This window comes from Roseibium marinum (genome assembly GCF_002906165.1).
In the GTDB taxonomy this organism is placed as follows: Bacteria; Pseudomonadota; Alphaproteobacteria; order Rhizobiales; family Stappiaceae; genus Roseibium; species Roseibium marinum.
Window position 1 is genome coordinate 197,921 of record NZ_PPCN01000001.1, and the last position, 24,196, is coordinate 222,116.

The 24,196-nt window shown below is 60.8% G+C and carries 22 protein-coding genes; 8 read left to right on the forward strand and 14 right to left on the reverse strand.

Features of this window, described 5'->3' with window-relative positions:
• Positions 1 to 84 precede the first annotated feature (84 nt).
• Positions 85 to 1,551 carry a polyphosphate:AMP phosphotransferase gene (gene pap / locus CLV41_RS00910; protein ID WP_103221455.1) on the forward strand — a complete coding sequence of 489 codons (1,467 nt, stop codon included), beginning with the start codon at positions 85 to 87 and terminating at the stop codon, positions 1,549 to 1,551.
• Positions 1,552 to 1,571: 20 nt separating this feature from the next.
• Here the strand turns inward: pap and CLV41_RS00915 are convergent, their stop codons facing one another.
• Both CLV41_RS00915 and CLV41_RS00920 read right to left on the reverse strand, forming a co-directional pair.
• On the reverse strand, positions 1,572 to 3,296 hold the full coding sequence (locus tag CLV41_RS00915) for a Na/Pi cotransporter family protein (RefSeq protein WP_103220406.1): 1,725 nt from the start codon (positions 3,294 to 3,296) through the stop codon (positions 1,572 to 1,574).
• A 58-nt stretch (positions 3,297 to 3,354) separates the two neighbouring features.
• Positions 3,355 to 4,533, reverse strand: a complete 1,179-nt coding sequence (locus tag CLV41_RS00920; RefSeq protein ID WP_103220407.1) for a pyridoxal-phosphate-dependent aminotransferase family protein — start codon at positions 4,531 to 4,533, stop codon at positions 3,355 to 3,357.
• 391 nt (positions 4,534 to 4,924) lie between these two features.
• Between CLV41_RS00920 and CLV41_RS00925 the strand changes: the two genes are divergently transcribed.
• Complete coding sequence (locus CLV41_RS00925; protein ID WP_103220408.1) at positions 4,925 to 5,947, forward strand: N-formylglutamate amidohydrolase; 1,023 nt, start codon at positions 4,925 to 4,927, stop codon at positions 5,945 to 5,947.
• Positions 5,948 to 6,101: 154 nt separating this feature from the next.
• Here CLV41_RS00925 and CLV41_RS00930 read toward each other — a convergent pair whose 3' ends face one another.
• Together CLV41_RS00930 and CLV41_RS00935 are read right to left on the reverse strand one after the other, a co-directional pair.
• On the reverse strand, positions 6,102 to 7,283 hold the full coding sequence (locus CLV41_RS00930; RefSeq protein WP_103220409.1) for an NAD(P)/FAD-dependent oxidoreductase: 1,182 nt from the start codon (positions 7,281 to 7,283) through the stop codon (positions 6,102 to 6,104).
• 98 nt (positions 7,284 to 7,381) lie between these two features.
• Positions 7,382 to 8,599, reverse strand: a complete 1,218-nt coding sequence (locus CLV41_RS00935) for an acyl-CoA dehydrogenase (protein ID WP_208987223.1) — start codon at positions 8,597 to 8,599, stop codon at positions 7,382 to 7,384.
• Between the two features lie 157 nt (positions 8,600 to 8,756).
• Here CLV41_RS00935 and gcvA point away from each other — a divergent pair, with 157 nt between their 5' ends.
• Both gcvA and yegS read left to right on the forward strand, forming a co-directional pair.
• The gene (gene gcvA, locus CLV41_RS00940; RefSeq protein ID WP_103220410.1) at positions 8,757 to 9,680 is read left to right on the forward strand and encodes a transcriptional regulator GcvA; all 924 of its coding nucleotides are present in this window, start codon (positions 8,757 to 8,759) and stop codon (positions 9,678 to 9,680) included.
• A 64-nt stretch (positions 9,681 to 9,744) separates the two neighbouring features.
• A complete protein-coding gene (yegS, locus tag CLV41_RS00945) occupies positions 9,745 to 10,653 on the forward strand; it encodes a lipid kinase YegS (RefSeq protein WP_103220411.1) in 909 nt (302 codons plus the stop codon).
• 28 nt (positions 10,654 to 10,681) lie between these two features.
• Here the strand turns inward: yegS and CLV41_RS00950 are convergent, their stop codons facing one another.
• From CLV41_RS00950 to CLV41_RS00985, 8 genes are all read right to left on the reverse strand, one after another.
• The gene (locus tag CLV41_RS00950) at positions 10,682 to 11,473 is read right to left on the reverse strand and encodes a cephalosporin hydroxylase family protein (protein ID WP_103220412.1); all 792 of its coding nucleotides are present in this window, start codon (positions 11,471 to 11,473) and stop codon (positions 10,682 to 10,684) included.
• Positions 11,470 to 12,297: an NAD-dependent epimerase/dehydratase family protein gene (locus CLV41_RS00955; protein ID WP_170107078.1), complete on the reverse strand. Its 828-nt coding sequence runs from the start codon at positions 12,295 to 12,297 to the stop codon at positions 11,470 to 11,472. The genes CLV41_RS00950 and CLV41_RS00955 overlap by 4 nt, the downstream gene beginning before the upstream one ends.
• Positions 12,294 to 12,785 (reverse strand): acyltransferase, encoded by a 492-nt coding sequence (locus tag CLV41_RS00960; protein ID WP_103220414.1) that lies wholly within the window; start codon positions 12,783 to 12,785, stop codon positions 12,294 to 12,296. Before CLV41_RS00960 ends, CLV41_RS00955 begins: the two co-directional genes overlap by 4 nt.
• 101 nt (positions 12,786 to 12,886) lie before the next feature.
• Complete coding sequence (locus CLV41_RS00965) at positions 12,887 to 14,128, reverse strand: class I SAM-dependent methyltransferase (RefSeq protein ID WP_103220415.1); 1,242 nt, start codon at positions 14,126 to 14,128, stop codon at positions 12,887 to 12,889.
• Positions 14,128 to 14,670, reverse strand: coding sequence for a dTDP-4-dehydrorhamnose 3,5-epimerase (gene rfbC, locus CLV41_RS00970; protein WP_103220416.1), 543 nt, complete (start codon positions 14,668 to 14,670; stop codon positions 14,128 to 14,130). The genes CLV41_RS00965 and rfbC overlap by 1 nt, the downstream gene beginning before the upstream one ends.
• Complete coding sequence (gene rfbG, locus CLV41_RS00975) at positions 14,667 to 15,713, reverse strand: CDP-glucose 4,6-dehydratase (protein ID WP_235867031.1); 1,047 nt, start codon at positions 15,711 to 15,713, stop codon at positions 14,667 to 14,669. Before rfbG ends, rfbC begins: the two co-directional genes overlap by 4 nt.
• Before the next feature lie 6 nt (positions 15,714 to 15,719).
• Entirely contained in the window at positions 15,720 to 16,484 is a 765-nt protein-coding gene (rfbF, locus tag CLV41_RS00980) for a glucose-1-phosphate cytidylyltransferase (RefSeq protein ID WP_103220418.1), read from the reverse strand.
• A 97-nt stretch (positions 16,485 to 16,581) separates the two neighbouring features.
• Positions 16,582 to 17,451: a glycosyltransferase family 2 protein gene (locus CLV41_RS00985; RefSeq protein WP_103221457.1), complete on the reverse strand. Its 870-nt coding sequence runs from the start codon at positions 17,449 to 17,451 to the stop codon at positions 16,582 to 16,584.
• Positions 17,452 to 17,726: 275 nt separating this feature from the next.
• Between CLV41_RS00985 and CLV41_RS00990 the strand changes: the two genes are divergently transcribed.
• From CLV41_RS00990 to CLV41_RS01000, 3 genes are read left to right on the forward strand one after another with little or no spacing between them, the layout of a single operon-like run.
• Positions 17,727 to 18,467: a sulfotransferase family protein gene (locus CLV41_RS00990; RefSeq protein WP_103220419.1), complete on the forward strand. Its 741-nt coding sequence runs from the start codon at positions 17,727 to 17,729 to the stop codon at positions 18,465 to 18,467.
• Positions 18,468 to 18,490: 23 nt separating this feature from the next.
• Positions 18,491 to 19,642, forward strand: a complete 1,152-nt coding sequence (locus CLV41_RS00995) for a glycosyltransferase family 2 protein (RefSeq protein WP_208987224.1) — start codon at positions 18,491 to 18,493, stop codon at positions 19,640 to 19,642.
• Positions 19,643 to 19,650: 8 nt separating this feature from the next.
• On the forward strand, positions 19,651 to 20,358 hold the full coding sequence (locus tag CLV41_RS01000) for an FkbM family methyltransferase (RefSeq protein WP_103220420.1): 708 nt from the start codon (positions 19,651 to 19,653) through the stop codon (positions 20,356 to 20,358).
• A gap of 40 nt (positions 20,359 to 20,398) precedes the next feature.
• Here CLV41_RS01000 and CLV41_RS01005 read toward each other — a convergent pair whose 3' ends face one another.
• Positions 20,399 to 21,463: a glycosyltransferase gene (locus CLV41_RS01005; RefSeq protein WP_103220421.1), complete on the reverse strand. Its 1,065-nt coding sequence runs from the start codon at positions 21,461 to 21,463 to the stop codon at positions 20,399 to 20,401.
• A complete protein-coding gene (locus tag CLV41_RS01010) occupies positions 21,453 to 22,400 on the reverse strand; it encodes a glycosyltransferase family 2 protein (protein WP_103220422.1) in 948 nt (315 codons plus the stop codon). Before CLV41_RS01010 ends, CLV41_RS01005 begins: the two co-directional genes overlap by 11 nt.
• Positions 22,401 to 22,572: 172 nt before the next feature.
• Between CLV41_RS01010 and CLV41_RS01015 the strand changes: the two genes are divergently transcribed.
• Positions 22,573 to 24,195 carry a long-chain fatty acid--CoA ligase gene (locus CLV41_RS01015; protein ID WP_103220423.1) on the forward strand — a complete coding sequence of 541 codons (1,623 nt, stop codon included), beginning with the start codon at positions 22,573 to 22,575 and terminating at the stop codon, positions 24,193 to 24,195.
• Position 24,196: the final 1 nt, after the last annotated feature.

A 24,196-nucleotide genomic window follows, 5' to 3' on the forward strand; every position in this document is an offset into this window, starting at 1 on the left:
TTCCATCCAATAGCGAAAAAACGGTTTCTCCGGGCCTTAAGCTGTTTCACAATGAGAGAGGCATTGCGTCTCATGGAGGTTTTTATGTTTGAATCGGCCCGGTTGCCGCAGAAAATGAACAAGAAGACCTTCAAGAAGCTCGAACCGGAACTCAGGGAAGCCTTGTTGGCGGCGCAACTGCCAGTGATCGAGAAGCAGCCGTTTTCAACGCTGATCCTGGTGGACGGTCTCGACGGCGCCGGCAAGGGCGAGGCCGTTGCCCGGCTTTACGGATGGATGGATGCGCGCCATCTCGTCTGCAACGCCTATGGCGAGCCGTTGGACGAGGCGCGCCGGCGGCCGCCGCTGTGGCGCTACTGGCGGGACCTGCCCGCCAAAGGCGATACGGCGATCGTCTTCGGCAGCTGGTATCAGTCGGTCCTCAGGGACTGGATCTACAAGAAGATCGATGAAGACGCCTTCGAAAAGGCGCTTGTCCGCATCCGCCGCTTCGAGGAAATGCTGGCCAATGAAGACGTGCTGATCCTGAAATTCTGGTTCGTTCTGCCGAAGGAGGTCCAGGAGGAACGGCTGAAGCACATCGAGAAAAAACACGCGGCCCGTCACGTGCTTGCGGACTGGGCCGCCTTGAAACATCACAAGAAGGCCAGTGAGGCGGGCGAGAAGATCATTCTGGAAACCAGCAAGGGATCTGCGCCCTGGTTCGTCATACCCTCTCAGGACCCGGAGTACCGCGACGCCGCGCTCGCCCAGACGGTGGCGGGCGCCATGAAGCTGAAACTGGAAGACGGAGAGACGCATTCCGTTTCCGCTCCGCCCGTTGTCGGCGGCCTGAAACGGGAAACCGCGGTCGATATGATCGATCTCACCGAAAAACTGGGCAAAGCCGAATATGAAGAGCAGCGGGACAGATACCAGAAGATACTGTCCGACCTTTCCGACCGCAAATCCATGTCGAAATCCGGTGTTGTGCTGGTGTTCCAGGGCAATGACGCAGCCGGAAAGGGTGGGGCAATCCGGCGGGTGATCCGGCCGCTTGATCCGCGCATCTACAAGGTCCATCCGATTTCGGCGCCGACCGACGAGGAGAAGGCGCGGCCCTATCTGTGGAGGTTCTGGCGCCGGGTCCCGGCCAAGGGGCATATCGCGATTTTCGACCGGTCCTGGTATGAGCGCGTGCTGGTCGAACGGGTGGAAGGTTATGCCGGGCATGAAGACTGGCTGCGGGCCTATAACGAGATCAACGAGTTCGAACAGGAGCTGACGGATTTCGGCTATATCGTCTGCAAGTTCTGGCTGGCGATTTCCGAGAAAGAGCAGCTGCGCCGGTTCAAGGCCCGGGAAGACACCGCCTACAAGCAGCACAAGATCACCGACGACGACTGGCGCAACCGGCTGAAATGGGATCAATACGCCATTGCCGCGGGCGACATGATTGACCGGACCTCGACCCATTACGCTCCCTGGACGCTGGTTTCCGCCGAAAACAAGCGCCATGCCCGCATCAAGGTTCTCAGGACACTTTGCGACAACCTTGAGGAAAGGCTCTAAACGCGATTGGCTGCGGGCCGTCAGGCCGGGATGCTGTGAAAATCGCTGTAGAGTGTACGGGCGGTCTTCACCAGATCGCGCGACATATGTTTACAGATGGAGCTCGCGTTGATGAGCGTTGCGCCTTCCGCGGGCGTGATCTTCCGGCTGCGGATCAGCTCGTCCGCTTCACGGAAGATTTTCCCGTCAAGGAATCGCGCATCCCGCCGCAGCGCCTTGAATGCCTCCCGGGTCCGCAATTCCGGATCCTGGCTGAACAGCTCGAAAAGCGAGCGCAGCAGCTTTGCGATCATCAGACGGATCGAATCCATTTCCTGACGAAATTCCGGGCTCCTTTCTTCCGTTGCCCGGGTCGCGATCATGTTGAGAACGGCGCTGTTCTTGACGATGTCCAGCATCCGGCGGTCGGCGAGCCGGATGGCCTGGATCTGGTGATCCTGATCCTCCGACAGATCGTGATTGGCCAGAATTTCCGACGAATAACGCAGCATCTCCTCAAAAAGCGGCTCGATCCGGCTCAGGAAATGCGCTTGCGTGTCATAGGGCTGGATGGGGCCTGCCTGCCTGAGCCAGGGCTCGAAGGGGTCCTTTGACTGTATCTGCCGCCGCGACAGGGACAGACTGTGCGCGACGCTCTCAAAGAGGGCGTTGTTGAAGAGCCGCCGGGATTCCTTCAAAAAGGCATCCACGGCTGTTTCAGGATATTTGATCGCGGAAGCGGTGAGATATTTCGGAACCACGAACTCCAGTCCCGGCTGGGGCTTTTCCTGAATGATCCGCGTTACCAGGTCTGCGAGCCGGGTGACGAACCCGATCTGCAGCGAGACGTTCAGTATATTGAAAATGCTGTGAAACAGGGCGAGACCGAGCGGAATGGCCGCCGGGTCATGGAGGGGCGACCCGCCGCCGCCCCAGATCACCATCTCGTTCACTAGGCCGATCAGCGGCCGCAGCAGCAGCAGCGCCCAGGTCACGCCGATGACATTGACGAAAAAATGCGCAAGAGCGGCCCGTCTGGCATTTGCGTTGGCGACCAGTGCGGCAAGATTTGCGGTGATGGTGGTGCCGATATTTTCGCCCAGGATGATCGCGGCGGCTGCCTCGAAGGGCAACCAGCCCTGGCTCGCCGCGACGATGGTGATCGCCATCGTCGCGCTGGAGGATTGAAGACCGACGGTCAGTGCCGTTCCGATCAGGAGAAACAGCAGCGTCGAGAAGAAGCCGTAGCCGGAGACGGTTTCGATGAACGCATAGACGGCGGGATTGTTCTGCAGATCCGGCACCGCGTCCTTCATGAATTCAAGGCCGATGAACAGCAGGCCGAAGCCGATGATGATGCCGCCCCATTTGCGCGCCTGGCCGGCCGGCGTTGAAAACAGCGCGAAGCCAAGCGCCATCAGCGGGATGGCAATGGCGGTCATGGACACACCGAAGCCCAGAAGGGCGATCAGCCAGGCGGTGAAGGTGGTGCCGATGTTGGCGCCCATGATGACCGGGATCGCCCCCGTCAGCGGCAGCAGTCCCGCATTGACGAAGCTGACGACCATCACGGTCGTCGCCGACGAGGACTGGATGACGCAGGTGATGAAGACGCCGATGGAGAGCGCCTTGAAGCGGTTGGAGGTCAGTTCGCCGAGTGTGGTCCTGAGGCCCCGGCCCGCAAGCTCCGACAAGGCGTCGCTCATGACCTTCATTCCATAAAGGAACAGTCCGAGCGCGCCGGCCAGGTTCAGCAGTACAGTCATGTCTCACCCGGGTTCAAGGGACATGCCCTTCTAGCACGGTTAGGCGTTCCGTTTGTTGTCAAACGGCTTCTGCCAGGTAATCCATGGCGGCCTGAACGCCGCCCCGGCCATGCGGGATGTGCAGCTTGGTCAGCCCGAGTTCGATGGCGGCAAGCGTGCCGAGCAGCATGACCGCGTTCACATGGCCCATATGGGCGATCCGGATGCCCTTGCCGGACAATTCGCCGATGGTGCCGCCGATGGTGACGCCGCAGACTTCCTTTGTGAAGCTGCGCAGCGCCGCGACGTCGCCCTGGTCGATGCGCACCACGCTTACGCTGTTGGAGCGGGCATGCGGTTCGCTGATGCTGAAGTGAATAGCGCCGTCCCGGGACCACTCGGCCACGGCCCGGCGGGTGGCTTCGGCCAGCAGCGCGTGCCGGTGCCAGACCTTCTCCAGTCCTTCCTCGAACAGCAGTTCCAGCGCCCTGCGAAAGGCGAACAGCAGGTGCTCGGGAGGCGTGCCGCAGTATTTCTGGTAATGCTCGGGGCCCTGACGGAAGGTCCAGTCGGTGTAATTGGTTCTCAGGTCGGCGGTTTCATGGGCCTTGTCGGCCTTGGGTCCTGCCGCGACGAAGGAAAGACCGGGAGGGCACATCAGCCCCTTCTGCGAGCCGGTCAGGGCGACGTCGACACCCCATGCATCCATCTCAAAGGGCATGCAGCCGAGCGATGCGATCGTGTCGACCATGTAGAGTGCCGGATGACCGGCGGCGTCGATCGCCTTGCGAAGCGCGGCGATATCGTTCCAGACACCGGACGCCGTGTCGACCTGGACGACGAGGATCGCGGCAATCTCGTGGGCGGTGTCCTGTTTGAGCCGCGCTTCCAGGCGGGCGGGGTCGACACCCTTGTCCCATTGGCCGGGCAGGACCTCGACGTTGAGACCGGCGATGCCGCCGGCCTCGCCCCAGCCGAGCGCGAAGCGGCCCGATTCCAGCACCAGGATCCTGTCACCCCGTTTCAACGTGTTGCACAGCGCCGCGTCCCAGGCGCCGTGGCCGTTCGCTGCGTAGATGTAGGTTTTGCCTTCCGTGCGAAACAGCCGCCTGAGGCTGCCGATGCAAAAATCGGTGGTTTCGAGAAGCGGCCCCTCGTAAATGTCGACAGCGGGCCGGTGCATCGCCCTGAGGACTTCGTCGGGGACATTGGTCGGCCCCGGAATCATCAAAAACTCTTTGCCATTGCGAAGGGACATGGCGGGTTCCTTGTTCAAAGTGCGTATCTGGGGCTGGAAGGATGGTTCGGCACTGCCTGCCGCAAGAGGGGTTCAACCGGAAAATTGCCTGCTATGCCATTTCCGTCAAGCAGGGAAGGTGAATTCTCCGGCATTGGCGGGTCGCCCGCCGTCTCCGACACTGCGGTGGCCGGGACAATAATTAACGTTGCGGCAGAAAAATCGGTGGTTGCAGGCGCGATTGCAGCCTAGGGTTAATTTCGATAGTGTGTTGATTTATATGGTAAAAATTATCCTTATCGATTACAGTATGCATTGTTGTGTCACTCAAAGAATCAGAAAATGTCTTGTTTCCGTTAAGTAATTTCGCCAAGTTAGCCGTCAATCGCTATCGTCGGTTAGGCGTCGTAACATGATCCTGGTTGAAGAAGGACAAAGTCCGCTCATTCTGTGCCTGCCTCACAGCGGGACAGAAATCCCGAATGCTGTGCTCAACCGGCTGAACGCAACGGGGCGGCTCCAGACCGATTTGTCCTGGCGGCTCGAGCGCGTCTTCGGGTTTCACAAGGATCTGGATGCGACGCTGCTGCGCTCCTCGATTTCCCGGTATGTCATTGACGTCGACAAGGATCCCCAGACGCCGGTCAGCGCGGCTCGGGACCCGGCGGTTGCCCTGTGCCCTGTCACCACTCTCGACGGCAAGAGGATCTACCAGCCAGGCGAGGAACCCGGCCCGACGGAGATCGAACAGCGCTCGCTGCTGTTTTGCATGCCGTTTCACCGGGCCTTGCGCAAACAGATCGACCGGCTGCTGCGCAAACACCGCAAGATCGTCATCATCAACTGCCAGTCCATGCGCTCCCACATCAAGGGCGTGACGGACACGGGATTGCCCCTGATCAGCATCGGCAGCGCCCACGGAACGTCCTGCGATCCGGACCTCCGCAATCAGCTTGTCGGCACCTTCAGGGGGCTTGAGGACTATTCTGTCGGTGTGGACGGATTTGCCGGTGGCGGCTTTATCGAACGCTCTTACGGCCGGCCGGACCGGGGCATTCATGTGGTGACCCTGCTTCTGGCGCAGCGGGCCTATCTGCGCCATGAATCCCCGCCTTTCGAGCCGGACAAGACTAGGATAGCCCGATTGAGCGCGGTTCTCGCGGAAACGATGTCCGGCGTTGTCGACTGGACCGGGCGTCCGGGAACGGCCGGTGCGACGCCTGCGTCCTTGCGGCCGGAAATGGCTCCGGACACGGCGCTGGATACCGGTGGGCCGGAGAAGACCGTTCAGCATGAGGCCGGCGCGAGCGGCGTCCCTGCGGACCGCAAGGCGGAGATCATACCCGTCGATCCCATGACGCTGCCGAAGGTTGCCGGCCTGCGGCTCGCGGATGTGAACGAAGGTCCGGTTACACCGCTTCTTGTCGCTGAATAAAGCGCAAATCTCTTCGAGACGCGGCGGATTTCGGTCCCGACTGCGTCGGAAAGTCCTTGTGGTGGGCGGCACCACTGCGGACTTTCCTCCTGTTCGGATACCGAAATCCGGCTCGCGCCGCGACCCAAACCTAATTGTCCCCAGACCCTAGTGATCAGACGACATTTCTTTCAATGATCGGCCTTCGCGCCGCAAGCCGCTCGATTGACAGGGGCGACAGATCCAGGCTCTGGTAGCCGCCGGTCGCGATAAGTTCCGCCAGACCCCGGCCGACGGCCGGTGACTGCTGCAATCCGTGACCGGAAAATCCAAGCGCCAGATAAAAGCCCCCCAGGCCAGGTACCGCACCGATGAAGGCATTGTGGTCGAAGAGGTTCATGTCATAGCTGCCCGCCCAGGCCGGGCCTGGACGGATGGCCTCGAAAGCGGGGACCCGCGCGGCAAGAACAGGCCAGATATGCTCTTCGAACAGGACATGGTCGACCTCGAAATCGGAACAGTCCGGATCCCGGTCTGCGGGTGGAGCCGACCCGCAGATATAGCCCGTTCCTTCCGGACGCACATAGGTGCCGGACGGGTCGATCAGCAGCGGGAAATTTTCCAGCTTCTCGCGGCAGTCGAAGGTGAAGACGCAGCGTTTGCGCGGTACGACCGGAACCTTCAGTCCCGCCTGTCTGCAGATCTCCGCGCCGCCCGACGCCCCGGCGCAATTCACGACCACCGGAGCCGATAGGGTTTCTCCGTTCGACAACCTTATGCGCCAGCCCCCGGCCCCGCCGGCTTCCACCGAGGCTTGCGCCGCGACATATTCTGCTCCGAGGGCGCGCGCCTTCTTCCGGAAGGCCTGCATCAGGCCGTAGCCGTCGAACCAGCCTTCCCCGGTCAGTCCGTGACAGCCGGCGGCAAGGTCGGAGACTTCCAGCCACGGGAATTTCCGCTTGAGCCCGGCTGGATCGTAAAAACCGATATCCGCACCGAGGTCCTGCTGCAGCCGGTGGTTCTCTTCAAGGATGCGGATTTTCTCCGGCGTTGCCAGGAACAGATAGCCGCCCTCGTGCAGGTCGATTGCAGGGCGCTCCGCGTTCACCTCGAGCGTCGAGCCGATCTCCCTCAGGAAACGGATGCCATACAGCGAGATTTCGATATTAATTGCCGTGGAGAACTGCTGCCGGATGGACGCCGCGGACCGGGCGGAGGCGCAGGTCTCATAGGCTGGATCGGCTTCAACGACGATTATGCGGCCGGTGAAATCATCGCGCCCGGCAAGGTGGCAGGCAACGGAGGAGCCCATGACGGCTCCGCCAATGACGACGACATCCGCAGTCCGCTCTGCCATGCAGCCTCCGTGGGCATCCCGCGTTCAGGACAACGCTGAAAAGGTGGGGCGGACGGGAACCTGGCCCGTCCGCCGGGTTTTCCGGATCGGAAGCCCGATCAGAAGAAAGCCTGCAGGCCGGTCTGGGCGCGCCCGAGGATCAGCGCATGAACGTCATGCGTGCCTTCATAGGTGTTGACCGTTTCCAGGTTCTGGGAGTGGCGCATGACATGATATTCCTCCTGGATGCCGTTGCCGCCATGCATGTCGCGCGCCTGGCGGGCGATATCCAGCGCCTTGCCGCAATTGTTGCGCTTGATCAGCGAGATCATTTCCGGCGAGGCCTGACCGGCGTCGAAGAGCTGGCCGACCCGCAGGGCGGCCTGAAGCCCGAGCGTGATCTCGGTCTGCATGTCGGCGAGCTTTTTCTGGAAAAGCTGCGTCTGCGCCAGCGGGCGCCCGAATTGTTCGCGGTCGAGGCCATACTGGCGGGCCCGCATCCAGCAATCCTCCGCCGCACCCATCGAACCCCAGGCAATGCCGTAGCGGGCGCGGTTGAGGCAGCCGAACGGCCCCTTGAGGCCGGAGACATTCGGCAGCAGCGCGTCCTCGCCGACCTCGACGCGGTCCATGACGATTTCGCCGGTGATCGAGGCGCGCAGAGAAAGCTTGCCGCCGATCTTCGGTGCGCTGAGGCCCTTCGTGCCCTTCTCCAGCACGAAGCCGCGAATGGCGCCGTCATGGGCTTCAGACTTCGCCCAGACCACGAAGACATCTGCGATCGGCGAATTGGAGATCCACATTTTCGAACCGGTCAGCCTGTAGCCGCCGTCGATTCTCTCCGCGCGGGTACGCATCCCGGCCGGGTCGGAGCCCGCGTCCGGTTCGGTCAGGCCGAAACAGCCGACGAATTCGCCGGAGGCCAGTTTGGGCAGGAATTTCTGACGCTGTTCCTCCGACCCGTAAGCATATATCGGATACATGACCAGCGAGGACTGCACACTCATCATCGAGCGGTAGCCGCTGTCGACGCGTTCGATTTCACGGGCAACCACGCCATAGGCGACATAGGAGGCGCCCGCACAGCCGTAATCCTCCGGCAGGGTGACGCCCAGCAGGCCGAGCGCGCCCATTTCGTTGAAGATCGACCGGTCGGTCTTCTCTTCCCTGTAGGCCTCGACAACGCGCGGCTGCAGCTTTTCCTGCGCATAGGCCCGGGCGGTGTCCTGGATGAGCTGTTCGTCTTCCTTGAGCTGGTCGCGCAGGTGGAACGGATCCTGCCAGTCGAATGTTCCGCCGCCGGAGGGCGAGGATTCTATATGTGCCGGAGCGTTCATGAGTTCTCTCCCGGGCCCGTCGCTTCAGCCCATGTCTGTCGGCCTGTCACCAGCCTGGGTCATTCTGTATTCTCCAATCTTGCCGCAATTTCAATTGCGGAAAAGCGAAAGCTGCTCCATCATTCATGACAAAATGGAATGAAGTGGAGGAGAATTCGTGCGACGCGCCTTCGTCCCGCCGGCGGACACCCTGATCGCTTTCGAGTGCGCTGCCCGGCACTTGAGTTTCACCCGCGCGGCGGAGGAACTTCATCTGACGCAAGGGGCGGTGTCCAAACAGGTCCGCCATCTGGAGGACCGGCTCGGCGTTGAGCTGTTCCGCCGTGTGCGCCAGCGCATCGTCCTGACCGATGCCGGCCGGATCTATCTGCATGACATCCGCGGCGCGCTGGAGCAGATGACCGCCGCGACACGGCAGGTGATGTCTTATGCCGGTAGCGCCGATGTTCTGAACCTGGCCGTCCTGCCGACGTTCGGGACCCGTTGGCTGGCGCCGCGCCTGGCGGATTTCGCCCGCCGCCATCCGGATGCGGGCCTGAACCTGAGTGTCCGTCTGCAGCCCTTCGATTTCGAGGAGGAGCCGTTCGACGGGGCCATTCATCACGGCGATCCGGTCTGGGCCGGAGCCATCGCGGAACGATTGTTCGACGAAGAGGTTATTCCAGTATCCTCGCGCGCTTTCCGCGACAGGCACGAGATCCGGGCGCCGGCCGATCTGGCGCGCGTTCCGCGCCTGCAGTTGGCAACCCGGCCGCTCGCCTGGCGGCAATGGTTCGATCTGGCGGGTGTTGAAACGGACACGGCATTCCAGGGAGCGCGGTTTGAGCAGTTTGTCATGATCTCCGAAGCGGCCATCCATCACGCCGGCGCGGCGCTGATCCCGAGGTTCTTTGTCGAAACCGAACTGGCCTCGGGACGTCTGGTGCGTCTGTTTGATCTGTCGCTGGATCAGCAGACGGCCTATTATTTCGTTTATCCGGAGGGACGGACCATCCGGCCCGTGGTGGCGGCCTTCCGAAAGTGGCTGATGGAAGAAGCCAGAACGGCCCGGGCAGGCCGCGAAGCCATGCTGCCGGGTTGAGCGATTTGAAAGTGGTAGAACGTCCGCTGTTCATCCGAGCACGGGACTTTCCAGGGAGAAGCAATTGGACAAGCAGCATTTGCGCCTGATCCTCAACGGCAAGTCGGCGGGCCGGAACGATGTGCGTGAGGCCGTCGATGCGGTGCGGTCCATGGGACACGAAGTGTCCGTGCGGACGACCTATGAGCCGGGGGACATTCCCCGTCTTGTCAGGGAGGCGTTGCGCGATCACGCAAGCGAGCGGATCGACACGCTTGTGAGCGGTGGCGGCGACGGCACCTTGAACGAGGTGGTGGATGCGACGCTGCATGAATTGGGCGAGGGCGAAAAACCGCCCTTCGCCTTTGCGGTGCTTCCCCTCGGCACGGCCAATGATTTCGCCGGCCAGATAGATCTGGATGCCGACGACATTCTGTCCTGCCTGCGCTTTGCCGCGCGTGCGGACGCCAAGCCGACGGATATCGGCGAGGTGAACGGCTGCGTGTTCGTCAATATGGCCACCGGCGGTTTTGGGACACGCGTCACATCAGAGACCGATCCGAGTCTCAAGAAGGTTCTGGGTGGGGCCGCCTATCTGTTCACCGGCCTGCAGCGCTTTTCCGAACTGGCGGCCTGTGAAGCCCGGATCGAGACTGAGGATTTCACCTGGGAAGGCGCTTTCCTGGCGCTGGCCGTCGGCAATGGCCAGCGTGCGGGCGGCGGCATCCGGCTGTGTCCCCGCGCCAAGCTCGACGACGGCTTCCTGGACCTGACCATCCTGCCGTTCCCCACCTCGGGCCGGGCGATCGACCTGCTGACCATGTTGCTGGACAGCGGCGCGGAGGGCCTGAACAACGCCCTTATTCAAAAGAAGGTGCGCAAACTGACCATCCAGACCCAGGAAAGCGTGCAGTTCAACCTGGACGGCGAGCCGATGAACGGCCAGTCCTGGGAAATCGGCATCAGGCACCACCAGATCGACCTGCGGCGCTGACGCGGATCCCTCTGTCTGTTTCGCCCGTCTATTTCACCCGTTTCAGCCAGCCGTCGGGAGCCGCCGAGATCAGCAGCTTGTTGTTGATGCTCTGGTCGATTGAAAATTCCGGATGCGATTTCAGGAATTCGTGAACGGCTGTCTTGGCATTGTTGCCCGGCGCCCACGGCCGGTCCGGAAAAGTCCCTGCCGGCAGATCCTCGATCACCGTATCGAAGACGAGACAATAGCTGTCTTTCGTGGCCAGTCCGGCATAGGCATTCATTTCGGCCAGCACATGCTCATGGGTGTGATTGCTGTCGAGGCACACCAGGACGCGCTCGTAGTCTCCGGCATATTTGGCCACCCGCTGGATCATCGCGTCTTCAATGGAGGATCCTTCGAACATGTCGATCTTGGACGACATGGGATGTGCCTCGATCGCTTCCCTGTTATGCGGCCTGATGTCGATATCAATCCCGAGTACGCGCCTTTTGGCGGCTTTGGGATCGACGACACCACCGGTTTCAACCGCCTCGCAATAATCCAGCATCGCCAGCAGCGAGGCACTCATGATCAGCGAACCGCCATGTGCGATCCCTGTCTCGATGATCAGATCCGGTTTTGTCGCCCAGACGATTTCCTGGAAGACGACCATGTCCGTCGGAAGCTGTATGATTGGCCGCCCGCCCCAGGCGAAATTGTACATGTATTTTTCGTCGAAGGCGGTCTTCATCCAGTCGCGGGAAAGGGTCTTCCACTCTTCCTGTCCGGCATAGCCGGAAATCCGGTTTTCCCGCTCGCTCTCGAATTCTGTGACCGGATTGTTGTCGTTGTTCATTGTTCAACTCCTGAATAGGTCGGGCCGTTGCCCGCCGCGCGCAGCAGCGAAGGCAGGTCCTCGATGAGTTTTCTTGGCGAGAAATCAAACTCGCTCTGAAGTCTGGCGATGTTGATCGCGGGAAAGGCTCTGCATTCGCCGCCGTGCCGGAAGGAGCAGGAATAGCCTTCCTGCTTGAGTGTGCGGGCAATGTCGCCGTGACGGGTCTGCGTGCCGCTGGCGATATTGTAGATCCGCTGCCGGCCCGATTGCGCGATCCTCTCGGCCATCGCCACGACGTCTTCGACGGAAACATAGTCCTTTGAAGATCCGGCGGATTCCAGAATCTCCGCACGTCCCGCCGTTACAAGATCCCGCAGAAGGGATCCGAGGAAAGTGCTTTTGCTCTGGTCCGGTCCGTAGACATTCGACAGACGGACAACGCGAACCCCCGGCGTGGCAAGGCAAAGTGCCTCGCCCAGCATTTTCGAAAGGTCATAGGTCGTATCGGCCGACGGCGTCACGCCGATCGGGGCGTCTTCCGCGGTCTCTTCGCATCCGCTGGCCTGGCCGTAGATCCGGGTGCTCGAAAAATAAAGGAACGACTCAAACGACGTCGTTTCCAGCAGCCTTGCCAGAAGACCCGCGTGGGCCTCCACCGTTGCGAGAGGGTATTTCCTGAAATTGCCGGTCATGCCGATGCAGTAAAAGACATGGCCCAGATCGCCTGTGAGCGTTGCCAGCTCCGCCCGTCCCGGCATTGTCACGTCATAGCTCTTCCCCCGAAGATGCCGGACGATATTTCGGCCGATGAATCCGCTCGCGCCTAAAACAGTGGCCTTCATGTCCTCGTTCCGATTGTGCGCATCGGATTGCCGGTAACGATCGTATAGGCCGCAACGGTGCCCCTGACGACGGTTCCCGCCCCAATGACACATCCGCTGTTGACGACCGCGCCGTCGAGAAAGACGCAGTTCGCACCGATCCACACGTCGTCGCCGATCGTGATGCCGCCACGGCTCGGCTGAAAGCCCTGCTCGACAATCAGCCGGCTGCGGTCCGCAAAGGCATGATTGACCGGTGCGAACGTGCAGTTGGCCGCGATGGCGACATTGTCGCCGATCTTGAGGCCATGGCCGGTATAAATCACACAGCCGGAATTGAGGGTGACATTCTCGCCGATCTCGACGTCGCCGGAGCCTCCGGCTGGTTTGATCTTCACGAAACTGTCAACTGTGGAACGGGCGCCGATCCGTATGACCGAGCCGCGCACGCTGTCTTCGATATCGGCCAGTTTCGATATTCGGGCTGTCGGGTCGATCTCTAGGGTCATGGAACGGTGTCGCAAGCTTCTTTCAGGAGGTCTGTGTCTGTCGCAGCAGCATGCCGGAAGTCCGCGCCCTGTCAAAGGCGCGTTTGCCGCGAACCGGTGCGTCAGGGGCTGCCTTCAAGCACCCGCACTTCGGGAATGAAGGTGACGAACCTGGTGCCGGATACGGCGAGATCCGCGTTCTGCTTTCTGATTTCCTCCGCGATGTTCCACGGCAGTATGATCAGATAGTCCGGCCGCCGGTCTTTCAGCGCCTCCGGCGGCAGGACCGGAATGTGGCTGCCCGGCAGGAACTTTCCCTGTTTTGCCGGTGCCCCGTCGCAGACGAAGGGCAGCAGATCAGGTCTGACGCCCGCAAAGTTCAAAAGCGTGTTGCCTTTGGCGGCCGCTCCGTAACCGGCCACGGTCCTGCCGTCCCGTTTGGCGTCCAGCAGAAAACCCAGGAACCCGTTTTTCACCTGTTCCGCGCGCTGCTGGAAAGAGGCGTAGAATTCCGGTGTCTCCATGCCCCGCCGCCTTTCTTCCGACAGCAGGTTCGCAACCGCGCCGCTTTCCGCATGCGGGGCGTCCTCGAGGCAACCATAGACCCTCAGGCTGCCGCCGTGGGTCGGTAACTCCTCGACATCGAAGACCCTGAGGCCCGCGGTGGCAAAGATGCGGGAGACGGTTCCTAGGGCCAGATAGGAGAAATGCTCGTGATAGACCGTGTCGAACTGGCAGAACTCCACCAGGCGCATGAGATGCGGAAATTCCAGTGTCACGACACCGGAAGGTTTCAGCAGCCGGGCGAGGCCAAGTGTGAAATCATTGATATCCGGGACATGGGCATAGACATTGTTGCCGATAATGAGATCGGCCTGCTTTCCGGAAGCCGCGAGCTCTTCTGCCAGAGCCGCACCGAAGAATTCGCGCATCACCGGAACGCCGAGAGCTTCCGCCGCCGCGGCAGTGGAATCTGTCGGCTCGATGCCGAGACAGGGGATTCCGGCCGCGACGAAATTCTTCAGGAGATAGCCGTCATTCGAGGCGGTCTCAACCACGAAGCTGTTGTCGTCGAGGCCCAGCCGCGCGGTAATCTTGCGGCAATAGTCGGCCGCGTGCACCAGCCAGCTTTTCGATGTCGACGAGAAATAGGCATAGTCCTTGTCGAACAGGCTGCCGGCGTCGGTATAGTCCTGTGTCTGCACCAGAAAACATCCGTCGCAGACCATCAGGCGCAGCGGATAGGTCAGTTCCGGAGCCGAGAGATCCTCTTCCGCAAGATAGGCGTTCGACGGCGGTGCATAGCCGAGGTCGAGGAATTGCCGGGTCAGGTCGCGTCCGCAATGACGGCAGGTCTGGCTCATTAAATCGGGTCCACATTCTTCAGGGGCGGCAGGGTTCGGTCACGTTCGGAAAGCGTGCCGATTTCCAGAGGCCAGGCGATGGCGACGTCCGGATCTGCGTGATGCAATCCGCCTTCATGTTCGGGGCTGTAGCTGTCGGAGTGGAAATAAAGCAGCTCCGCATCTGGCGTCAGCGTCTGGAAGCCATGCGCGAACCCGGCGGGGATGTAGATCATCTCTCCGCCATTGGCCGTGAGCGTCACCGAAGCCCATTGCCCGAAGGTCTCCGATCCCCTGCGAAGATCGACGATCACGTCGAAGACAGTGCCGCGCATGCATTTCACCAGCTTGGCGTCCGCTTTCGGCGGCCGCTGAAAATGCATGCCGCGCAGGGTGCCTTTTTCCGCGCTATAGGACACGTTGCACTGGGACCAGGCCTCGGACAGGCCGAGCTGGCGGAACTCATCGCGGCAGAACAATCGCGCGAAAAACCCCCGGCTGTCGCCCCTGCGCTCCAGGTCGACGCGATAAGCGCCGTCAAGGGTAAGCGGCGTGAACTTCATCTGTCGGCCTCGAACGCGGCGATCTGGTCGCGGGTAACCTGAAGCGGATCGGCGCCTTCCGCGACCTGGCGGTACCAGGTAACTGTTTTTTCAATCGCGTCCGCGAACCGCCAGACAGGTGCCCAGCCGAGGTCGCAGCGCGCCTTGTCGATCGACAGCGACAGGCGTCCGGCCTCGTGGACGGCACCGGTTTCCGACGCGCCGGTCCAGTCTCCGGGCCAGTGCTTCAGGATGGTATCGGCCAGGTCCCGGACGGAAAAGACATCGGCCAGTTCGGGGCCGAAATTATAGCCGCTCTGGAACCGCGCATCCGCCGCCAAGTGCACGCGCTCGGCCAGCGTGAGATAGCCTTCAAGCGGATCGAGAACATGCTGCCAGGGACGGATTGAGGCGGGATTGCGGATTTCCGCCGGCTTTCCGGCTTGCAAGGACCGGATGATATCCGGAACCAGACGATCCTCCGCCCAGTCTCCGCCACCGATGACATTGCCAGCCCGGGCCGTCGCGATCTTCAAACCAGCGCCGCCGAAGGACCGGCGCCAGCTTGAGGACACGAGTTCGGCGGCCGCCTTGGAGGCCGAATAGGGATCGTAACCGCCCAGAGGGTCGTTCTCCCGGTAGGCATACGCCCATTCGTGATTTTCGTAGACCTTGTCGGTGGTCACGACGATGGCCGTCACCTGCCGGTCAAGCCTGTGCAGCGCGTCCAGAAGATGGACGGTGCCCATGACATTGGTCGCCCAGTTGCCGACTGGATCCTTGTAGGAGCGCCGGACCAGGGATTGGGCGGCAAGATGGAGAACGATGTCCGGGGCAATCGCGGCGACTTCCTTCCGCAACGCATCCGCATCGCGGATGTCGAGAAGGGTGCTTCTCATCCGGGTGTCAAGTTTCAGATCGGCGTAAAGGCTGCTTTCTCCTTCCGGGGGAAGCGCGATGCCGGAAACCTCGGCGCCCCGTCCGACCAGCAGTTCGCTCAGCCAGGCTCCCTTGAAACCCGTATGCCCGGTCAGGAGAACTTTTCTGTCTTGCCAGAAGCTCATCGCCATCTACCAGATCTTCCAGGGCGCTGTTCCGGACTGCCACAGCTTTTCAAGCTGGTTCTTGTCCCTGAGCGTGTCCATGGCGGCCCAGTAGCCGTCGTGACGGAAGACGCCCAGTTGGCCGTCTTTCGCAAGACTTTCCAGAGGGCTCGCCTCCCAGGGGGTGTCGTCGTCGTCGATACGCGAGAGAACGGAAGGCTCGCAGACAAAATAGCCACCATTGATCCACTGGCCGTCGCCAAGGGGCTTTTCAAGGAAGTTGACCACACGGCCATCCGATATTTCCAGAGATCCGTAGCGTCCCGGCGGCTGAATGGCGGTCACGGTCGCCTCAAGGCCGCTGGTCTTGTGTTGCGCGACCAGCCGGTCGACCCGGATATCGGCGACGCCGTCCCCGTAGGTGAGGCAGAACGTGTCATCGATATAATCCGCCACCCGCTTGATGCGCCCGCCCGTCATCGTGCTTTCGCCGGTATCGACCAGCGTGACCTTCCAGGGTTCCGCCTGACGGCGATGCACTTCCATGCGGTTCTCGTCCATGTGGAAGGTGACGTCCGACATATGCAGGAAGTAGTTGGCGAAATACTCCTTGATCACATAGCCCTTGTAGCCGCAGCAGATGACGAATTCGGTGATCCCGTTGGCCGCGTAGATCTTCATGATGTGCCAGAGAATGGGCCGTCCGCCGATCTCGATCATGGGTTTGGGTTTGAGATGCGATTCCTCGCTGATGCGGGTTCCCAATCCACCGGCCAGAATAACTGCTTTCATTTTTATACACCGTCAAAGGACTGAAATAAGCACGCCGGCCCGGTTATTGTTTGCGACGTATCTATCAAGGTCGGGACCGGCTGCAAACAGGTTTGGCTTACTTTCTGAGTCTCATGGCTTTCAGAAAATGATCTTCCAGATCGTAGCGGGTCTTTATCCTCGAGTCGCGCCAGAGCCTCCGGAACAGTTTTATCCGGGTGCGCAGCGAGACGCCCGGCAGCTTGTGGACGACCTTGTAGCAGCCAATCGTGTAGTTCAGCCGCTGCTGCAGTTTGCCAAGGAAGGTTTTCGCGCCGTATTTTTCGAACGATCCCGAGCCTTCGACAAAGATGAACTCGGCATCCTCGGCCCAGACAGCCAGATCGCGCATCACGAATTCCGCAACCACATAGGATGCGACGCACCAGGCATGCGGATATTCACTCCAGCGCCGGATGAGTATATCCGCGCCGCCCTCGGCACGGCAGAGCCCGTAGCACCATTCCGAAGGATAGGCGAGGCTGCGCGGCACAACGCCTCCAGCGAGTGACTCGGTATATCCGAAAATGATCGGGTCGGGCCGCAGAACGCGTTCGACGTCTCCATTGACCCTTCTGACTGTCGTCGCCGCAAGCAGCTTGTCCGGATTGTCATCCAGCGCTTTCACCAGCTCGGACAGGAAGTTCGCGCTCGACAGGTCGTCGCAGGCACGCAGGCAGAAATAATCCGCGTGCTCCTTGCCGTATTTCATGCAGAAAATGAAATTGTCCACCGCGGAAAGATGCTCGTCCTGCGTCAGCACCTCGAAGCGGGGATCCTTTTCGCAATAGGCCCGCGCAATCTCCGCGGTTCCGTCCGTCGACTTGTTATCGACGATGACTGCCCGGAAGTCCGTGAAGTCCTGATTGGCGATGCAATCGAGGCTTTCCCGCATGGTTTTTTCGCCATTATAGATGGGAAACAGGACTAGGACTTTGGGTTTGCTCAACGGTTCCATCCGTAATTCGTCGTCTGGCGATACAGCCGCAGCGATCCCGATTCAGGAAAAGCGTGCTGTTAATTAGACTCGCTGACTTGTGCGGTCAACGAAACGCGAAATAGCGCGGCCGAGCTGACCCGGCTTCCCGCTTGAAAATTGGACAGGCTCTGCGCTTTCCGATAAGGCACCACCGGGTCGGCCGCCGCGATGAGATCCTCGAGTTAAAGTGTTCCGGATTTGCAGTCGCGTTCCGGCAGGCGGGGCCAAGTGGTAGCACGGAAAGCATGGACGAATATCAGCTCAGGAATTTTCTCAAGTTCGCACCCGCGCGGCTGGGGCTGACGCCCAGGAAACACCTCTTCATCCATATTCCCAAAAATGGCGGGATGGCCATTCGCGAAGCTCCCCAGCTCCAGGGAAAACTGGTGCTCGCCAACCGCAGGCGTCTCAAGAGCAAGGCCTATGCGGATGGGCTCAAGAGCCACATGGAGCAAAAAGGCGCCAACCCGGGATACGAACACGCCAGGTTGAGGGATGTCGATCTTTCGGTCCGCAGGGCAACGAAAGCCTTTGCAATTGTGCGTAATCCGTGGTCTCGCACAGTTTCAAGGTTCAAGTTCGCGCTGCAGACGCGGGAATATTCCGGCGTGGCGCCGGAGTTTTCGAAAGATGAATTCGAAACATTTCTGGAGGAGCGCCACCAATGGGGCGCTGAGCCGTATTTCTGGCACCGTGCGGTCGGAGGCTGGTATCCGCAGGAGGACTATGTGCTGGACGAGCGCAATGAAGTTGCCGTCGATGTCCTGCGGCAGGAGCGGCTCGGCGTGGAACTGAAAGACTATTTGAACTTCGAAAGCGAGCTGGAGAGACGCAACATCAGCAAGGCCTCCCGCGCGGACTACCGGGACATCTATAACCCCCGCACGATCCGCATCGTCGCCGACTGGTACGCGGCGGATATCGATCGCTTCGGATTCGATTTCGACACACCGGCGTCGAAGAACACGTATTTTTCAGACACTTGAAACCAGGTGAAGGCAGGACGGTGGTGAACCAGATCAGCGACCGGTTGATGGAAGCGTTCGGCACGCCGATCGCGGACAGTTTGAAGCTGCCCGCGGATGGCGTGATCGCCGTGATCCTCGCCTACAACGAAGCGCTCCGGTTTCCGTATTTCCTGGAGCACTACCGGGCGCTGGGCGTTCGTCATTTCATCGTCATCGACAACAATTCAACGGACGGAACGGGCGTTTTGCTGGCGAACCAGTCCGATGTCAGCGTCATCCCGACGGAAAAGCCCTACAAGGACCACAAGTCCGAATGGCGGCAATTGCTCTGCGACCGGTACCTTGAGGATCGCTGGGTTCTATTTCCCGATGTGGACGAGCTTTTCGTCTATCCGGGATGGCCGGATCTTCCGGTCGGAAGTCTCGCGGCCTATCTGGATGAAGGCGGCTACAGGGCGCTCTTCTGTCCGATGGTGGACATGTATCCGCAAGGCCCGCTGAAGGAGCTTTCCTACCGGGCGGGCGAGAGTTTCCTGAAAACATGCCCCTGGTTCGATGCCGAGGGTTACCGTTACAATCCGCTGAAGGGCAGTCACGCCAAGCGCTACAGGACGCCTGAAAGGCACGTCTTCGGCGGCACGCGCGAGCGGCTGTTCCATCAGGCCGCCAAACGGCCGAAGACCCTTCTCGACAAGCTGCTGCTGTCGACGTTCTTCTCGCTTCGCGCCACCGCGCCTCAAGGAGGGGCAGGCAGGAAGCTCGACCACCTGCTGTTCAAGCCGGTCAAGAACGCTCTCCCGAGCCCGGCGGCCGTACAGAGCAAGATCCCTCTGCTCAAATGGGAGAAAGGTTACAGGTTCTCCGGCGGCGTCCACGGCATCGACAGACAGATCGCGGTAGCCCCCGATTGGGGCGCCCTGTTGCACTTCAAGTATCTCGACGACTTCGAAAGCAAGGTTTCAGAAGCCCTGGAGCGCAAGCAGCACACCGACAATGCCGGGCATTATCTCGACTACAACGCCCAGATGAGCAGGTTGCTCACCGAAGGGCTGCATTATTCCGGCAGTGCCTTGTTTTCCGGCGATCAATCCCTTATCGGCTGTGGTCTGATGCGCGAAAGCGACGCCCTCAGACGCTGGCGGTCCGAAAACTCTTCGGCCTCTGACCAAGACCCGGACATTGAAAATCTTTGAAACAGGTAATGACCCACATGCTCGGACATTTCGGACGTCGGCTCGCCTACAAGATCAGGCGGAAACTCGCGCCAAAAACGATCAAGCTGCACGGTATTACGCTGACAGCTGACCTGCAGGACGTTCCCAAGGGCATCCGCAAGCAGCTCTACCAGAAAAACTACGAGCATCAGGAGTTCCTTCTTGTCCGCGAGGCCTTGATGCCGGCAGACCGGGTTCTGGAAGTTGGGGCCGGGATCGGCTTTATCGGCATTGCCTGCGCCCGCATATGCGGTCAGGACAACATCCTGTCCTACGAACCCAACCCGGCCATGAAGCCGGTGATCGAAAAGAACTATGCCCTCAACGGCATGCGGCCGAATTTGCGCAACAAGGTTCTCGCGACGAAGCCGGGCGAAGTCGAATTCTTCTTTGACGAAGGGGTGCTGTCATCCTCGCTGATCGACCGCAAGCATGGCGGCGCGACACGGGTTGCCGCCGACGCGATTTCCGAAGTGGTTGAAAGCTACGGCCCTTCGGCTCTTGTCATGGATGTCGAAGGGGCGGAGGTCGATCTGCTCAGAAACTGCAATCTGCGCAAGATAAACAAGATCATCATAGAGATGCATCCGCACGTCGTGGGCGCGGACAAGATCGAGGATCTTTGCAATTATCTGTCCGGGAACGGTTTTTCGATCGTAAGGCGCATCGGCAAGAGCTACTATTTTTCAAAGTGAAGGCCTGGGTCCGTACCCTGGGCCGGTCGGTCTTGGGCCGCTAGCGCGAAACGCCCTGCCTGAATAAATTCAGGTACGAATCCACGATGGCGTCCTCGGAATAATTTTCTTGAAGAAACGCGCGCGCGTTCGCCGCAAGATCGTTTCGAAGGTTCCCCGCCTCCAGGATACTGAGAACGGAAGCGGCCAGTTCCTCGGCATCCCCGCACGGCGACAAAAGCCCCGTTTTTCCGTCTTCTATCAGCCAGCTCGGGCCGGGGGAAGCTGTTGCGACAACGGGCAGGCCTGCGTTCCAGCCTTCCAGGACGACATTGCCGAGCGGCTCCGCGTCGGTCGGGCACAGCAGAATGTCGGCGGCCTTCAGAAAAGGCGCGGGATCGCGCTGCCAGCCGAGAAAATGAACGCGTCTTTCGACACCTTCGGTTTTCGCGAGCGCCTTCATGTCGTCCAGAAGATCTCCGTCACCGATCAGCCAGGCGTGCACATGCTCCGGCAGGCGCGCCACCGCATGGATGGCCAGATCGAAGCGCTTGCGCTCGACAAAGCGGCCCAGGTGAATCAGCACGGTGGCGTCTTCCGGCGTGTTGTAATTCGCGCGTGTCACCGGTTTGAGATCTTCCGGCAGCGGATCGACGAAATTGCTGATCACGTGTGCCCGGGTCTCGGGCCAGCCCATCTCGACCGCCTGCCGGATGATTTCCGGCGTGTTGCCGATCAGGTCCTCGACATTGCCGTAGGTGTGAAAGCCGTCCGGCCAATCGCCGAGACGCAGGAAGGTGCGCATCGAGGGGCCGGGTTTCGGCATCCATTTGCTGGCCGGGCTCATCCAGCCCAGGGTGGCGGTGGCGCCGAAGGCGCGGATCTGCCGGGAAATGCTCCAGCGGACGAAATGGCGCTTCAGATGTGAGCGGCTGAAGCGGATCTCGCGGACGTCGCAATGCCGCGCCAGCTCGTCCCGCCAGGGCCGGTCCTTGCGGACGAAGGCGACCTGCTCGACCCCCCGGCGCGCCAGGGCGGCTGAAAGGCGCACGAAAAAACGTTCCGCGCCGCCGTCGACACCCAGATGGATATGCGCGAGTTTTCCGGGCTTGCCGTCAGTGGCCATCGATCACATCGTAGTAATTATGCGCCCGGCCGAAGAGGCCGCGCAGGTTGCCTGAACCCTTCATCAGCCGGATCAGGCCGTAATAAAAAAGTTTCTCTCCCCGCTTGCGGGCGAAAGGTCTCACAACGAAGCCGATGACGGTCGCCAGCAGGCCGAAGACCATCCGCCGTGTGCTCTTGGGGATGAAATGCAGCGCCGACTGCAGCCGGCCCTCGCGCAGCACCATGTTGAAGGCGCCCGATGTCGCCGCCATGTGCATGCGGCTCAACAGCCTGCCGGTGGTGACGCGGGAGGCGGGGATATCCTCTTCCACGAAAGCGTCGTCCACCCAGATCATCTTTGCGCCGGCCGCATGGGTGCGGCGGAAGAAGTCGATGTCTTCGCTGCCGAAGGTCAGCCGCTCGTCGAAACGCAGGCCCAGCCCGTCCTTCGAGACGATCCGGGCACTCATCAGAATATTGTTGGTCGGGGCCTCGGTGATCACCGTGCCGGTTGGGCGGGATTTCAGAAGCTGGGATTTCCACCAGTGGGGCGCGGGCTTTTCATAGATCCGCCGTACGGGGCCGTTGGCGACTTCAGCATTATGTTCGGTGCAGGCCGTCAGAAGCTTTTCGATCCAGTCGGGTTCGGCGCGCTCGTCGTCGTCGATCAGCGCGACCCAGTCCGGATCGTGCTCAAGCGCCGCCTCCAGGGCGGTGTTGCGGGCAAAGGGAATGCCCTTGCGCCTTTCATGATGGAAGAACACCGGCAGCGACAGCCGGGTTTTCACCTCATCGGCGGCCTTGCCGGCAAAATGCGGTTCCGGATCGTTCTCGACAACGACGATGGACAGCTCGGTGTTTTCCGGCTGGTTCAGATTGTCGAGGCTTTCAAGGCAGGACTGCAGCATTTTCGGCCGCTGCGCCGTGCAAACGGCAATGACCAGTTTCTGGGTCATCAAGGGGTCTCGGTCTCTTCATTCTGCGGCGGATCGGATCCGGCAGGGTTTGGCGCAAGTCCGCTGCGCTGTCAAAGGGTTTCGCGGAAAGGGGCCTTTCCTCGCCTTGTCAGCCGCGCTACGGTTTACCGCTAACCCTTTGAAGGGCTAGCCGTGTTCTGGGAGGAAACACATGAAGGGAATGATGATGCACCGTCCGCTGAAAATCGCGGACCTGATCACGTTCGCGGCAGAAAAATATCCCTCGGGCGAAATCGTCTCCGTGCGCACGGAAGGCGATATCCACCGCACCACATACCGGGAAACGGCCAGACGCATCGCCCGGCTCGCGCATGGGCTGAGGAAGCTTGGCGTGAAGGAAGGCGACAGGATCGCAACGCTTGCCTGGAACGGCTACCGGCATTTTGAACTCTACTACGCGATTTCCGGTATCGGCGCGGTCTGCCATACGATCAATCCCCGCCTGGCGGCGGCGGAAATGACTTATATCGTCAATCATGCGGGAGACAGCCTGCTTTTCTGCGATCTCACCTTCGTTCCGCTCCTGGAAAAGCTGCGCCCTCAACTGCCGGAGAATCTTCGGATCGTCATCATGGCCGATCCGGGCCACATGCCGCAGACCTCCCTGGACGGTGTGCTGTGTTACGAAGATCTTCTGGAAGGCCAGCCGGAAGAGATCGACTGGCCGGATCTGCCGGAAGATCAGGCGGCGGGGCTCTGTTACACCTCCGGTACGACCGGCCATCCCAAGGGTACGCTCTATTCGCACCGCTCCACGGTGCTGCATGCCCTCAGCATGTGCGTGACCATTCCCGATGCTCTGAGGGAAGGCAGGCGGATCCTGCCCGTGGTGCCGCTGTTTCATGTCAACGCCTGGGGCCTGCCCTACGGCGCGCCGCTTTCCGGCGCCAGCGTGATCTTTCCGGGCGGGGCGCTGGACGGCAAAAGCCTGTTCGAACTGATGGACAGCGAGAGGGTCTATTCCGCCTGGGGGGTGCCGACCGTCTGGATCGGACTGATGGCGGAAATCAACCGGCGCGGCCGCTTGCCGGAAGGTTTCGGCGACGTTGTAATCGGCGGGTCCGCCGCCCCGCGCTCGCTGATCGAGGCTTTCGAGACGAAAGGGATCAATGTCTGCCATGCCTGGGGCATGACCGAGATGAGCCCGCTTGGAACCCAGTGCAACCTATCGCCGGATCTTGCCGGCCTTCCCCTTGAAAAGCGCATTGACCGCAAACAGTCGCAGGGCCGCCGGATATTCGGCGTCGAGATGAAAATCGTCGACGACGCCGGCAACCGTCTCCCGCATGACGGCAAGACACCCGGGCATCTCCATGTGCGCGGCAACACGGTGACGTCCGGCTATTACGAAAACACGGAAGCGTCGAAGCCGGCCTTTGACGGCGAAGGCTGGTTCTGTACCGGCGATATCGCGTCCATCGATCCCGATGGCTTTCTGATGATTACCGACCGGTCCAAGGATCTGATCAAGTCGGGGGGTGAATGGATCAGTTCGCTGGCTCTGGAAAACATCGTCATGTCCCATCCGGGCGTCGCCAATTGCGCGGTGATCGCCGTGCCTGACGCCAAATGGGATGAGCGTCCGCTGCTGGTCGTGCAGGCCAAGGACAGTGGGGAACCTCGTAAGGAGGACCTCCTGGATCTGCTGGCGGAGCACGTCGCCAAGTGGCAATTGCCCGATGACGTCGTCTATGTGGAAGCGCTGCCGCTGACGGCGACCGGCAAGGTGTCCAAACTGACCTTGAGAAAAGAATTTAAAGGGACGCCCGCATGAC